At 74.6% G+C, this 15,334-nt stretch carries 4 protein-coding genes; all 4 read left to right on the top strand.

The features are described 5' to 3' along the window. Positions 1–104: 104 nt before the first annotated feature. The gene (locus tag ABZX65_RS20115) at positions 105–4,991 is read left to right on the top strand and encodes an SDR family NAD(P)-dependent oxidoreductase (RefSeq protein WP_355341422.1); all 4,887 of its coding nucleotides are present in this window, start codon (positions 105–107) and stop codon (positions 4,989–4,991) included. A 12-nt stretch (positions 4,992–5,003) separates the two neighbouring features. Further along, entirely contained in the window at positions 5,004–14,105 is a 9,102-nt protein-coding gene (locus ABZX65_RS20110; RefSeq protein ID WP_355341419.1) for a beta-ketoacyl synthase N-terminal-like domain-containing protein, read from the top strand. Positions 14,106–14,208: 103 nt separating this feature from the next. Continuing rightward, positions 14,209–15,060 (top strand): 3-hydroxyacyl-CoA dehydrogenase NAD-binding domain-containing protein, encoded by an 852-nt coding sequence (locus tag ABZX65_RS20105; RefSeq protein WP_355341416.1) that lies wholly within the window; start codon positions 14,209–14,211, stop codon positions 15,058–15,060. 5 nt (positions 15,061–15,065) lie between these two features. Continuing rightward, entirely contained in the window at positions 15,066–15,326 is a 261-nt protein-coding gene (locus ABZX65_RS20100) for a phosphopantetheine-binding protein (protein WP_188282225.1), read from the top strand. The last annotated feature ends 8 nt before the right edge of the window (positions 15,327–15,334 follow it).

Below are 15,334 nucleotides of genomic sequence, written 5' to 3'. Positions count from 1 at the left end.
CACCGGCACTCCCCCGGCACATCGCCGGCGCACATCACCGGCACCACCGGCTCCCGGCACCGGGCAGTCCGTCACCACACCACGAATCGGCAGAGGGCAGGAAGATGGCAGGCGAGGACAGACTCCGCGAATACCTGAAGAAGGCCACGGTCGACCTGGGTGACGCCAGGCGCAAGCTGGCCGAGGCCCAGGCACAGACGCACGAGCCGATCGCAGTCGTCGGCATGTCGTGCCGCTTCCCCGGCGCCGGTTCCGTCGACGCCTACTGGGACCTGCTCGACCAGGGCAGGTCCGCGGTCCTCGACGAGGTGCCGGGCGGCCGGTTCGACCTCGCCCCGCACGTCGAGAACGACGGGGTCTACACCACCCGCGGCGCCTTCCTCGACGACGTGGCGGGCTGGGACGCCCGGTTCTTCGGCAGCTCCCCGCAGGAGGCGCTGCGGATGGACCCGCAGCAGCGGCTGCTCATGGAGCTGACCTGGGAGGCGCTGGAGGACTCCGGTACGCCGCCGCCGAGCCTGGCGGGCAGCCGTACCGGAGTGATGATCGGCTTCTCCGACGTCCTCCAGTACCTGCGCCTGGAGCAGGCCGAGGAAGGTCTGGGCGTGCTGCACGACCCGTACGGCGGCCAGGGCGGTTCCGCCAGCGTCGTCGCGGGCCGGCTCGCGTACCACTACGACCTGCGCGGCCCCGCACTGACCCTGGACACCGCCTGCTCGTCCTCGCTGGTGGCCGTCCACCTCGCCGGTACGGCGCTGCGCCGCGGCGAGTGCGACCTCGCGGTGGCGGGCGGCGCCTTCCTGCTGATGCACACCGACATGTACGTCAACGCCTGCTCCACCTCGATGCTGTCCCCCGACGGCCTGTGCAAGACCTTCGACGCCCGCGCCGACGGCTATGTGCTGGGCGAGGGCGCCGGGGTGGTCGTCCTGGAGCGGCTCTCCGACGCGGTACGGCGCGGCCACCGGGTGCACGCGGTCATCCGCGGCACGGCCGTCAACCAGGACGGCCGCAGCAACGGCCTGACCGCGCCCAGCCGCAGCGCCCAGGCCGACGTCATCCGCCGCGCGGTGTCCGCTGCCGGGGCGACCCCCGACGACATCGCGTACGTCGAGGCGCACGGCTCCGGCACCAAGCTCGGCGACGCCATCGAACTGGGCGCGCTCACCGATGTGTTCGGGCGCCGCAGCGAGGAACGGCCGCTGCACGTGGGCGCGGTGAAGACCAACATCGGCCACACCCAGGCCGCGGCCGGGATGGCCGGTCTCATCAAGGCCGTCCTGGCCGTCAAGCACCGCACGGTGCCGCCGAATCTGAACATGACCGAGCCCTCGGAGACCGCCGTCGCCGCGGGCGCCGTCCGCCCGGCCTCCGAGTCCCGCCCCCTCCCGACCGACGAGGCGTCGCCGCAACTCGTGGGCGTCAGCTCCTTCGGCTGGTGCGGCACCAACGCCCATGTCGTCCTGGCGGCGCCGTCGCCCGCGGCGGCCGGGACGGGCACGGCGGCGGGCGTCGGCGGCCCGGTCCGCGCCGGTCTCGCCACCACGGGAGGCACCTCGGCCGACGGCACCGCCGAAGGTTCCGTCGAAGCCGCCCAGGCGCCCGGCAGGGCCGAGCTGCTGCCCGTCTCCGCCGCCGACGACGGCGCGCTGACGGCGCGGCTGGACGCGCTGGCCTCGGTCGCCGGACGCACCGGCCTCGACGACCTGGCGTACACGCTGCAAAGCGGCCGCGCGGCGCTGGAGTTCAGGCGCGCGGTGGTGGCCGCCGACCCCGAGGACGCTGCCGCCGCGCTGGCGACCGCGGCGCGGGCCACCGGGGTCCGTACGGTCAAGGGCCGCCCCAAGCTGGCGTATCTGCTGCCGGGCACGGGCGACCACTACCGGGGCATGGCGCGCGATCTGCACCGTACGGAACCGGCGTTCGCCGAGGCCGTCGAGACGTGCCTGGCCGTCGCCGAGGAGCGCTGCGGCATCGACCTGCGGGACACGCTGCTCGGTGAGCCCGCGCAGGCGCCGGCCGACGCGGGGGCGGGCTTTCTGGCCAGGCCCGGCAGCGGGGCCGACCTGGCGGACGACCCGGACAGCCACGCGGAGATCGCGCACCTGTCGCTGTTCACCGTCGAGTACGCGCTGGCCAGGCTGCTGGCCACGCACGGCGTCACGCCCGACCTGCTGATCGGCTACAGCCTCGGCGAGTACGTGGCCGCGACCCTGGCCGGTGTCTTCGAACTGCCCGACGCCCTGTGGCTGGTGGCGCGGCGCGCCCGGCTGATCGAGGCGGCGCCCGAGGGCCGAATGCTGGCGGTCGCCGCCGACGCCGACCGGGTGCGCGCCGAACTGGCCGCGTGCGGCGCGGCGGTGGACATCGCCGCCGTCAACGGCCCGGCCATGACCGTGGTCAGCGGAGCGCCGGACGCCGTGGCGACCGCCGCCGCCCACCTGGCCGAACAGGGCCTGGCGGCACGGCAGTTGCGCTCCGCGCACCCCTTCCACTCGGCGCTGCTCGCCCCGGCCCGCGCGGAGCTGGCCAAGGCCGTGGCCGCGGTGCCCCGGCACGAGCCGCGCATCCCGGTCGTCTCCAACGTCACCGGCGCGCCGCTGACCGCCGAGCAGGCCACCGACCCCGGCTACTGGGCCGACCACCTGACCAGCCCCGTGCGGTTCGCCGACGGTCTGGCGGCCTGCGCGGATCTGGGCGTGGACGGCTATGTGGAGCTGGGCCCCGGCCAGACCCTGGGCGGCCTGCTCCGGCAGAACGACCGCAGCGGCGCCAACCCCACCGTGCTCGGCACCGTCCCCGCGCAGTGGGCGGCGGGCGGCCCCACCGACGGCCGCTCCCGGCTGCTGGAGACCTTCGGCCGGCTCTGGGAGCTGGGCGCCGACCTCGACTGGACGTCGCTGCGCGGCGCACGCCCCGGCACGCTCACGGAACTGCCCGCCTACCCCTTCCAGCGGACCCGCTACTGGCCGCGCACGGGCACGGGGACGGCCGCCGCGACCGGCACCGGCTCCACCGGCGGCGACGTCCGGCCCGACGACTTCTGCTACGCCCCCGCGTGGCAGCAGGACGTGACCCTGCCCGCGCCGACCGCCGTGGAACCGGCCGCGCCCCTGGTGGTGTTCGCCGACGGCGACGGTGTCGGGACCCGGCTGGCCGAGCTGGCCGCGGCCTGCGGCGCACCCGTCACCGAGGTCGTGCCCGGCGGCGCCTGGCGGCGCGACGGACGGCGGGTCGTCATCGACCCCGCCGACCCCGAGCACTACCGCAGGGTCGTCGCGGAAGCGCTGGCCGGGACCGCGGGACCGCTGCGCGTCGCCCACCTGTGGAGCCTGCGCGACCCGGCCCGCACCCCGCTGTTCGCCGAGGACGCCGAGCTGGTCAGGGCGGTCCGGCTGGGCTTCGACAGCCTGCTGCTCACCGTCCAGTCGCTCGCCTCGGCGGCGGCCGAACGCGGCGTGAAGCTGCTGACCGTGACCGCGGGCGCCGCCCAGGTGCACGGCGGCGACTGCACGGCCCCCGACCGGGCGCTGGCCCACGGCTTCGCGCGGATCGCCCACGCCGAGCAGCCGGGTACGGCCTGGCGCGGCGTCGACCTGGACCCGTCGGCGCCCGCTGATACCTGCGCCGCCCACCTCGCGGAGGAGATCGGCCACCGCGCCTGGCAGCACGACGACCCGGCCGCCACCCCCGCGCTGATCGCCTGGCGCGCGGGACGCCGCCTGCTCAAGGACTGGCGCCTGGTGCCGCTCCCCGCGGCCGACGGCGCGACCGGCTTCCCCGTACGCCCCGACGGCGCGTATCTGGTCACCGGCGGCACCCGCGGTCTCGGCCTCGGGCTCGCACGGGAACTCGTACGCTCCGGGGCGCGGCGGCTGGCCCTGGTCGGCAGGACCGATCTGAACGCCGCGGCTGCCGCCGACCCCGAGGGGCGGGCCGCCCAAAGCCTGCGCGACATCGCCGCGTTGGAGGCGTCAGGCGCCGAGGTGCTGCTGCTCACCGCCGACGTCGGCGTACCGGAGGACCTGCGGCGCGCGCTGCGCGACTGCCGGGAGCGGTTCGGAACGCTGACCGGCGTGCTGCACGCGGCGGGCGTCCCCGCGGGCGGCATGGCCGTCCGCCTGACGCCCGGCACGGCCCGTACGGTGCTCGCGCCGAAGGTGCTCGCCATGGGCCCGCTCGCCGAACTCGTCGGCCCCGGCACCCCGGAGGCCGACCGGCCGGAGCTGCTGGTCCTGTACTCCTCGGCGGTCAGCGTCTTCGGCGGCCTGGGCGAGGGCGACTACAGCGCCGCCAACACCGTCCTGGACGCGTACGGCGCGGCGCTGGCCGACGCCGCCGCGGCCACCACCAAGGTGCTGAGCGTGGCCTGGGGCCCGTGGCAGCACGACGACTGGCAGGCCGAGGCGTCCGGCGGCGCGCTGGCCGACCGGGTCCGCGAGCACCGCGCCCGCTACGGCTTCTCCGAGTCCGGCGGCAACGCGCTGCTGGGCAGGCTGGCGGGCGCCGCCCGCGGCAGCCTGCTGGCGGTGCGGATGCCGATGGCCGAGGGGCTGCGCGAGTGGGCGGCGCTGACCGACCTGGACGCGCTCGTCGCGGCCGGCGCCCCCGCCGACAGCGAACGGCCGCGCTTCCCCCGGCCGTTGCTGCGTACCGAATACGCGGCCCCGCGCACCGAGTTGGAGACGGTCATCGCCGACAGCTGGGGCCGGCACCTCGGCATCGACGGCATCGGCGTCCACGACCCGTTCTTCGACCTGGGCGGCAACTCCCTGGTCGGGATGTCCATGGTCGCCGACATCGAGAAGCGGCTCGACCGCAGGATCGCCCCGGCCGTCCTGTTCGAGCACCCGACCGTCGCCGCCTTCGCGGCGGCGCTCGACGGCGGTCCCGCCGGGACCGCCACCACCACAGCACGCGACTCCGGCCTCGCCCGGGGCGAGAGACGGCGCCGCGCCCGCGGTGCCCAGCCTTCCATCACCCGGAACTAGGAGGACGGATTCATGCCGCGCATACCCACCGAGGTGTCACCGATGGACATCGCCATCGTCGGCCTCGCCGGGCGCTTCCCCGGCGCCACCGATGCCACGGAGCTGTGGTCGGCGCTCCGCGACGGCCGCTCGGGCATCACCCGCTTCACCGACGACCAACTGCGCGCCGCGGGCGTGCCCGACGAGCTGATCGACGACCCCGCGTATGTGAAGGCGGGCGCGGTGATCGACGGGATCGACCGCTTCGACGCCGACTTCTTCGGGATCAACCCGAAGGAGGCGCAGATCCTCGACCCGCAGCACCGGCTCTTCCTGGAGCACAGTTGGCACGCGCTGGAGGACGCGGGCTGCGACCCGGCGAGCTTCGACGGCTCGATCGGTGTCTTCGCGGGCTGCGCGATCAGCACCTATCTGACGCGTAACGTCGCCCCGTCCGGGATCGGCCGCAGCGTCGGCGAGCTGACCGTGGGCCTGGCCAACGACAAGGACTCGCTGACCCTGCGCGTCGCCCACACGCTGGGCCTGTCAGGGCCCGCGTACGGCATCCAGAGCTACTGCTCGACGTCCCTGGTCGCGGTCTGCGCCGCGGCCACCAGCCTGGCCGGTTTCGAGTGCGACCTGGCCCTCGCGGGCGGCGCCGCCATCGCGGTCCCGGACGACACCGGCTACCTCTACCAGCCGGGCGGCATCAGCTCGCCCGACGGCGAGTGCCGCGCCTTCGACGCCTCCGGCCGGGGCAGCCTGGTCGGCAACGGCGTCGGCGTGGTCGCGCTGCGCCGCCTGGTCGACGCGCTCGCCGACGGCGACCAGGTGTACGCGGTGATCCGCGGCTGGGCCGTCAACAACGACGCGGGCCGCAAGGTCGGCTTCACCGCGCCGGGCGTCAGCGGCCAGGCCGAGGTGATCGCCGAAGCGCTCGCCGCGACCGGTCTCGAGCCCGAGGACATCGACTACATCGAGGCCCACGGCACCGGCACCGCGCTCGGCGACGCCGCCGAACTCGCCGCGCTCCAGCAGGTGTTCGACGGCAAGGAGGTCATGATCGGTTCGGTCAAGACCAACCTCGGCCACCTGGACCGCGCGGCCGGTGTGACCGGTCTGATCAAGACCGCCCTGTCGCTGCACCACGGCGAGATCCCCGCGACCCGCAACTACACCGCGCCCAATCCCCAACTGGAGTCCGGCGACGCGCGGTTGACGGTCCTCACCGAGCGGCACCCGTGGCCGCGCGGCGACCGTCCGCGCCGCGCCGGGGTCAGCGCCTTCGGCATCGGCGGCACCAACGCCCACGTGATCCTGGAGGAGGCCCCGCCGGTCGCCGCCCGCAGCACCGGCTCGGGCCGCCGCAGCGAACTGCTGGTGTGGTCCGCCCGCACCGAGGCCGCCGCCGACGAGGCCACCGCCAATCTCGCCGCGCACCTGGACACCATGGACGACGCGGACACCACGGTCGGCGCGGGCATCTCCGACGTCGCCTACACCCTCCAGAGCGGCCGTCGGCTCTTCAGCCACCGGCGCGCCCTGGTCGCGGACTCGCTGAGCGGCGCGGCGCGCGAGCTGCGCGCCGGGTCCGCCCTCGGCCGCGCCGACGGCACCGCCTCCCGGCCGGTCGCCTTCCTGCTGACCGGCGCCGCGGAGCCGTACCCCGCCGCGGCGGCCGAACTCTACGACGCGGAACCGGCGTTCCGTACCGCGCTCGACGAGTGCCGCGCCGCCGCCCAGGCCGTCGGCGGCGCCCCGCTGGCCGGACTGCTCTCCCCCGACCGCACCAGCGGCCACGACCAGCACGGGCACCGCGCCTTCGCCTTCGGATACGCGCTCGGCACGCTCCTGCGCTCCTGGGGCATCCAGCCGGACGCCCTCCTCGGGCACGGCGTCGGCGAGTACGTCGCCGGGTGCCTGGCCGGGGTCTTCTCCCTCAAGGACGCCTTCGCGCTGCTGCACCGCCGCACGGAGACCGAGGGACAGCCGCTGACCGACTGGGCGGCGGGCCACATCACCTTCGGCGAGCCCGGAACCGTCCTGTACTCCGCCGCGACCGGCGGCCGGCTGACGGCGGCCGAGGCCACCGACCCCGCGCACTGGACCGCGGCCCTCACCGGCCCGCCCGCCGACCCCGGCACCGCGCTCGGCGCGCTGCTGGAGTCCGGGAACCACGCCCTGCTGGAGATCGGCGACGGCGCCCTCGGCGCCCACCGCGCCCTCACCGAAGGGCACGCGGACCTGCTGATCCCCGCGCTGCCCGGCGACGACGACCCGCGCGAGGCGGGCACGGTCCTCACCGAGGCCGTGGGCCGCCTGTGGCTGACCGGCGTCGACATCGACTGGTCCGGCTACCAGCACGGCCGTGACGTCCTGCGCACGAAGCTGCCCGGATACCCCTTCCAGCGCTCCCGCTACTGGATCGACGCGCCCGCCGCCGCCAAGCCCGAACTCCCCTCCGCGGCAACGGAGTCCGCCGACTCCGGCGCCGAGGAGCACGTACAGGTCATGAGCCGGGTGTGGAGCCCGGACGCGAACGGCGGCACGGGTACGGCCACCGGCCGGTTCCTGCTGTACGCCGACGCCTCCGGGGTCGGCGACGCGCTGGCCGAGCGGCTGCGCGGCGCGGGCGCCGAGGCCGTCACCGTACGGCCGACGGACGCGCCCGACACCGCCGAGGTGCCCGGCGACGGGCCGCTGACCGTGGTCGTGCTGTCCGCGCTGGACGCGGACGGGCCCGACGCGGACCCGGCCCGGGCCGTCCTCGACGTCTCCCGCGCCGTGTCGGCGTGGGGCGACCGGGCCGGGACCGGGGGTGTCGTCGTGGTCACCCGCGGCGGCCAGAGCGTCACGGCCGCCGAGCGGAGCCTCCCGGCGCAGGCCGCGGTCGCCGTCCTGCCGGTCGTCGCGGGCCAGGAGTACCCGGGCCTCGACGCCCGCGGCGTCGACCTGGACCCCGCGGCCGACACGGCGGCCTCCGCCGCCCTGCTCGCCGCCGAACTGGCCGCCGCCGAGGGGCCGGTGCTCACCGCCTTCCGCGCGGGCAGCCGCCTCACCCCGCGGTACCGCCCGATCGACGCGCCCAAGGCGCACACCGACGAACTGCCCGTGGTCCTGCCCGGCGAGAGCTACCTCGTCACCGGCGGCCTGGGCGACGTGGGCCTGATGGTCGCGGAGCACCTGATCCGCGGCGGCGCCGGGCGCGTCGTGCTCGCCAGCCGTACCGGACTGCCCGCCGACCCGGCGGACCCGCGCCGCCAGGCGGTCGTCCGGCTGCGCGCGCTCGGCGCGGACGTCGAGGCGCCCGCGCTGGACGTCACCGACGCCGCCGCCGTACGCGCCCTGTTCGGCGCGGAGCGCTTCGACGGCCTGGTGCACGCGGCGGCCGACACCTCGGAGGACACCTTCCTGCCGCTGGGCGCGCTCCAGGAGAGCACCGTCGCACGGCACTTCGCCGCCAAGTACGAGGGCGCACGCGTGCTGCGCGACGCCGTCGGCGGGCTCGCCGGGGACCGCGCGCCGCGTTGGGGCCTGCTGTTCTCCTCGACCTCCGCGCACCTGGGCGGACTGGCCTTCGGCAGCTACGCGGCGGCCAACGCCGCGCTGGCCGCGCTCGCCGGGGCGGGCCCGGACGACGGCACCGCGCAGACCCGCTGGACCTCGGCCGCCTGGGACACCTGGGCGCCGACGCTGGCCAAGGTCGACGCCAGGACCGGCGCCTCGATGGCCGCGCACGCGATGACCGCCGAGCAGTCGCTGACCGCACTCGACCGCGCGGTGACGCAGCCGCTGCCCGCGGTGGTCGTGGTGGCCGGCGGTCTGGCGGGCCGGCTCCCGAGCCGTCCGCAGGCGGTCACGGCGGGCGCCGGGAGCACGTCCCCTGTGGCGTCCTTCCCGCGGCCCGACCTGCCGCAGCCGTACACGGCGCCGCTGACCGCCACGGAGCGCGAGCTGTGCGCGCTGTGGACCGACACCCTCGGTGTCGACCCGGTCGGTACCCGTGACAACTTCTTCGACCTGGGCGGCAGTTCGCTCTTCGCCCTCCAGATGCTGGCCACCGTGAAGTCGCGCTTCGGTGTGACGGTGCCGACGGTCACGCTCTTCGAGGCGCCGACCGTGCACCGGCTGGCGGCCGTCCTGGACGAGCAGAGGCCCAAGGCCGCCGGGGGGCCGAGCCCGGCACCGGTCCGCGCCCCGGCGGCGCCCCGTACCCCCGCGGCGACCGTCGTCCCCGCGCCCCGACCCGCCCCCGCGCCCGTACCCGTCGCCGCTCCGGCGCCGCGTCCGGCCGTGGCCGCGACCCCGGCCGTCAGCGCGGTCACCCAGCACACCGAGCGCGCCGAGGACACCGAACCGGAGAGCACCGAACTCGACCGGCGGATCGCCATCGTCGGCATGGCGGGCCGCTTCCCCGGCGCGGGCGACGTGGCCGGCTTCTGGCGGAATCTGTGCGAGGGCGTGGAGTCGATCCGCTTCTTCACCCCTGAGGAGCTGATCGAGGCGGGCGTCGACCCGGACATGGTCCAGGACCCGGAGTACGTGCCCGCGCGCGCCGTGCTGGACGACATCAGCGGCTTCGACGCCGGATTCTTCGGGATGAGCCCGCGGATGGCGGCGCTCACCGACCCGCAGCAGCGGCTCTTCCTTGAGGTCTGCTGGGAGGGTCTGGAGCACGCGGGGTACGCCAACGAGGCGTACCGCGACCGGATCGGCGTCTTCGGCGGCTCCAACCTGTCCACGTATCTGTTCGGGATGACCTCGCAGCTCGCCGCGGGTGACATCAGCCCGTACGAGATCATCATGAGCAACGACAAGGACGCGCTGACCACGTCCGTCTCCTACCTGTTCGACCTGCGCGGACCGAGCGTCGCGGTGCAGACCTTCTGCTCGACGTCGCTGGTCGGTGTGCACCTGGCGGTGCAGAGCCTGCGCGGCGGCGAGTGCGAGATGGCGCTGGCGGGCGGTGTGTCCATCAGCGTGCCGGACCGGGTCGGCCACCGCCGCCAGCAGGGCGGCATGGAGTCGCACGACGGCCATGTGCGGACCTTCGACGCGCAGGCCAGCGGTTCGATGTTCGGCGACGGCGCGACCGTCGTGGTCCTCAAGCGGCTCTCGGACGCGCTGCGCGACGGCGACACCGTGCACGCGGTCATCCGCGGCTCGGCGATCAACAACGACGGCGCCCTGAAGGTCGGTTACACCGCGCCCAGCGTCGCCGGGCAGGCCCGTGTGGTGCAGGACGCGATGGCCGACGCACGGGTAAGGCCGGAGGACTTCGGCTACATCGAGGCGCACGGCACGGCCACCCCGATCGGCGACCCGATCGAAGTCACCGCGCTGAGCCGGGCGTTCGGCACGGCGGGCGGTCCCGGCAGCATCCCGATCGGCGCGGTGAAGACCAACATCGGTCACCTCAACCACGCTTCGGGCACCGCGGGCCTGATCAAGACGGTCCTCACCGTCCGCGAGCGGATGGTCCCCGCGACGTTGCACTTCACCGCCCCCAACCCGCAGATCGACTTCGCCGACAGTCCCTTCTACGTCAACACCCGGCTGACCGAGTGGCCGGCCGAGGACGGCAGGCCGCGGATCGCCGGACTCAACTCGCTGGGCATGGGAGGCACCAACGTGCACGTCGTCGTCGAAGAGCCGCCGGCCCGCAGGGCCGGCCCCGACACCCCGCAGGGCGGCAGGCGGCACCACTTCCTGCCGGTCTCGGCCCGAACCTCCGACGCCGCCGACCAGGCCGTGAGCAACCTCGCCGAGCACCTGGCCGCGACTTCGGGGGCGAGCGTCGCCGATGTCGCCTACACCCTCCAGGTCGGCCGCAAGACCTTCGAGCACCGCCGCGCCACCGTGGTCTCCAGCGGTGAGCAGGCCGTGGCCTCGCTGGCCGGTACGGACGAGGACGCGCCGCTGTCGGCGCGGGTGGAGACCGCGCACGGCCGTCCCGTCGCCTTCCTCTTCGCCGGGGTCGGCGAGCAGTATCCGGGTCTGGTCGGCGACCTCTACCGGCACGAGCCGGTCTTCCGCGCCGAACTCGACCACTGCCTGGGCCTGCTGGCCGCGCACCTGCCGGACACCGACCTGATGGGGCTGCTGACCGGGGACCGTCCCGGCGGCGGCATGGACCTGGCGGCGCTGCTGGGCCGGGCGACCGGCGCGGCCGACGACCGGGAGGCGGAGCTGGAGCGCACCGAGATCGTCCAGCCGCTGCTGTTCGCGGTGGACTACGCGCTGGCCTCGACACTGATGGTGTGGGGCGTGCAGCCGTCGCTGATGCTCGGCTACAGCCTCGGCGAGTACGTCGCGGCCTGCCTGGCCGGGGTGCTGTCGCTGGAGGACGCGCTGGCGCTGGTGGTGCACCGGGCCCGGCTGATCTCCGGGGTCGAGACGGGTTCCATGGCCGCGGTGCCGCTCGGGCCCGACGACCTGCGCGACCGCTACGGACTTCAGGCGCGCGGCCTGGACATCGCCGCGGTCAACGGCCCGCAGACCGTGGTGGTCGCCGGTCCCGCCGACGCGCTGGCCGGCCTCGCCGCCGACCTGGAGCGCGACGGCGTCCCCAGCCGGGGGCTGCGCACCACGCACGCCTTCCACTCCCGGATGCTCGCCCCGCTCGCGGACGAGCTGACCTCGTGGGTCGCGGAGAACATCCGGCTCAACCCGCCGCGGCTGCCGTACCTGTCGAACGTCACCGGCGGTGTCGCCGACGCCCGGCTGGTGCGGGACCCCGCCTACTGGGCGGAGCACATGTGCCGTCCCGTGCAGTTCGCGGCGGCCGTCGAGACGCTGCTGGCCGACCCCGAGCTGGCGATGGTGGAGATCGGTCCCGGACAGTCGCTGGGCACGATGGTGCGCGGCGCGGGCTGCGCTCCGCAGCGCTGGGCGACGATCACCGCGACGCTGCCCGCGCAGAGCGACCCGCGTCCGGCCGACCGGGTCCTGACCGAGGCCCTGTCGCGGCTGTGGCTGACCGGTGTGGACCTGGACTGGGCGGCCTACCACGGCCGCGCCGAGCGGACCGCCGAGCTGCACCGGGGCTTCGCGCCCGGCAGGGTGCCGCTGCCCACGTACCCCTTCCAGCGGCAGCGCTACTGGATCGAGCAGACCCCGCTGATCGGCGCCAAGCCGGCCGCGCCCGCGGCTGCGACGGCGCCGGGCACACCGGGTGTGCCCGCCAGCTTCGAGGACATCGACCGGGTCCCGAAGCTGCCGGAGGAGCAGTGGGTCTGGCAGCCGGTGTGGCGGCAGACCGCGTCCCCGGCGACGGCGGGCGCGCAGCCCGCGAGCTGGCTGGTCTACGCCGACGGGTCGGAAGCCGACGGTGTGCTCGACGAGTTGGTGCGCGCGGCGGCGGCCGACGGCGCGACCGTGACCGCGGTCCGTCCCGGCGGCGGCTGGAGCGCCGACCCGGCGACCGGCTACACCGTACGGCCGGGCCACTCGGGCGACGCCCAGGCGGTCCTGCGCGATCTGCGCAAGCGCGGGCTCGCGCTGGAACGGGTGGTCCATCTGTGGACGCTCGCGGAGCGGCCCGACGACGAGTCGATCGCGTTCGGTCTGCACACCCTGGTGGCACTGGCCCGTGCGGCCGGTGAACTGGGCTCGGGCGACTGGCAGTTGGACATGGTCACCGCGGGCGCCCACCAGGTGCTCGACGGTTCGGAGGTACGGCCCGACGCCGCCACGCTCATCGGCCCGACGCTCGTGGTGCCGCTGGAGTACCCCAACGTCACCACCCGGCTGCTCGACGTCGAGCCGGACACCCCGGCCGCCGCCGTCGCCGCCGAACTGCGCCGACCGCGGACCGACGCGGCCGTCGCCCTGCGCGGCAGCAGGCGCTGGGTGTGCGGTTACGACATGCTCCCGGCGGCGGACGACGAGAGCGCCGCGGCGGTGCTGCGCGAGCGCGGGGTCTATCTGATCACCGGCGGTCTGGGCGGCATCGGTCTGGGCATGGCGGAACACCTCGCACGGCAGGTCGGCGCCCGGCTGGTGCTCTTCGGCCGCCGCGGGCTGCCGCCGCGTGAGCGGTGGGAGGGCATCGCCGCGGGCACCGAGGCGGCCGACGAGGCGCTGCGGGCCAGGGTGAGCCGTGTCCTGGGCATCGTGGAGCTGGGCGCGGAGGTCGAGATCGTCACGGGTGACGTGGCGAGCGCGCCCGACGTCCGGCGCGCCATCGACCTGGCGCAAGAGCGTTTCGGCGCCCTGCACGGCATCCTGCACACCGCCGGCGTGCCCGGAACAGGTCTGATCCAGTTCAAGCAGTCCGACGACTCCGAGCTCGTTCTCGCGCCCAAAGTTGCCGGCGTACAGGCCCTGGACAAAGCACTGCGAATCGGCCACGCTGATGAGACCGCGCTGGACTTCCTGGTGCTGTTCTCCTCGATCACCGCGGCCACCGGCGGCGGCCCGGGGCAGGTCGACTACTGCGCGGGCAACGCCTACCTCGACGGCTACGCGGCACGGCAGGCGGCCACCGGCCGCCGGGTCCTGTCGGTCGACTGGGGCGAGTGGACCTGGAACGCCTGGGACTCCGGTCTGTCGGGCTACGACGAGGGCTTGCAGGCCTTCTTCCGCTCGCACCGGGAAGCCTTCGGCATCACCTTCGCGGAGGGCTGGCGCTCGCTGCTGCGGGCCCTGGCCTCCGGCGAGTCGCGGGTCGTGGTCTCCACGCAGGACCTGCCGACGATGGTGAGCTACAGCACCGGCTTCACCGTCGAGGCCGTCATGGCCCCGGCGGGCGGCGGCTCCGGCTCCGCCGACCGGCACCCGCGGCCCGAACTCCTCACCCCCTACCGGGAGCCCTCGGGCCCCGTCGAGGAGCGGCTGGCGGAGGTCTGGGGCGACATGCTCAAGCTCGAACGGGTCGGCGCCCGTGACAACTTCTTCGAACTCGGCGGCAACTCACTGCTCGGCATCGCCCTGCTCGCGGCCCTGCGCCGGGCCTTCCAGGACGCCGAGCTCCCCCCGCACATCCTCTACGAGGCCCCGACCGTCGAGGCCCTCGCCAAGGTCGTGGACGGACCCGCCGCGGACGCGGCGCCCGTCCCGGAGCCCGACGGCCAGGAGCAGGCGCGACTGCGCAGGTCCGGCCTGAAGACCGCCGCCCGGCGGCGCAGGAGCTGATCCCGCGTCAGCGGCACTCCGCACCACGCGACACCCCACGCCCCAGGCGTGGTTCAGCACACCCACAACAGCCAGCACCACCCACCAAGGAATCGGAGAGATCATGACCGTCGTAGGAGTTGTCGGTGCCGGGGTCATGGGCATCGGAGTCGCGCACAATCTGGCCCAGTCCGGTTACGAGACCGTCCTCGTCGACATCGACGAGCGGATTCTCACCGACGCCAAGGCGGCCATCAGCCGCAACTGCCGGCTCAGCCGCCTGATGGGCGGACCGGCCCTTGACCCCGACGAGATCCTGGGCCGGATCACCACCGCCGTCGGCGTCGAGGCGCTCGCCAAGGCCGACTTCGTGATCGAGAACGTCACCGAGAACTGGGAGATCAAGCGCGAGGTGCACGCCGAGCTGGACCGCGTGCTCTCCCCCGAGGCGGTCGTGATCGTCAACACCTCCGCGATCCCGATCACCCGCGTCGCCGCGGTCGGCACGCACCCGGAGCGGGTCGTCGGGGTGCACTTCATGAACCCGGTGCCGGCCAAGCCGGTCGTGGAGCTGATCCCCGGCTTCCACACCGCGCAGGAGACCGTCGAGGTCACCCGCCAGCTCCTCAGCGGCATGGGCAAGAAGGCGGTGGACGTCAAGGACGCCTCCGGCTTCGTCTCCAACCGGGTGCTCATGCTGACCGTCAACGAGGCCGCCTTCCTCGTCCACGAGGGCGTCGCCACCGCGGAGTCGGTGGACGAGGTGTTCCGCGGGTGCTTCGGGCACCCGATGGGTCCGCTGGAGACCGCCGACCTGATCGGCGTCGACACGATCCTCTACAGCGTCGAGGTGCTCTACGAGCACTACGCCGACAGCAAGTACCGGCCCTGCCCGCTGCTCAAGCAGATGACCGACGCCGGACTGCACGGCCGGAAGACCGGCCGTGGCTTCTACACCTACGACAACAAGGGATGACGACCATGTCCGAGAACACCACCGCCCAGACCAGCATCCTCTCCTTCATCGAGGCCCGCTTCCCGCAGGCCAGCATCGCCACCGACCAGGACATCTTCTCGCTCGGCTACATCAACTCGCTCTTCGCGATGGAGCTGGTGATGTTCATCGAGAAGACCTTCGGCCTCACCATCCCCAACGACGAACTGCGCATCGACAACTTCCGCACCGTCGAGGCCATGGCGGACCTCGTCGCCCGCCGGAGCGTCCCCGTCTCCGTCGACTGAGGAGCCAG

Origin of the sequence: Streptomyces sp. NPDC003300 (genome assembly GCF_040610915.1) — a bacterium.
Lineage (GTDB): Bacteria > Actinomycetota > Actinomycetes > Streptomycetales > Streptomycetaceae > Actinacidiphila.
Note: the sequence above shows the minus strand (reverse complement) of the source record. Positions and strands in the feature narration are given on the sequence as shown.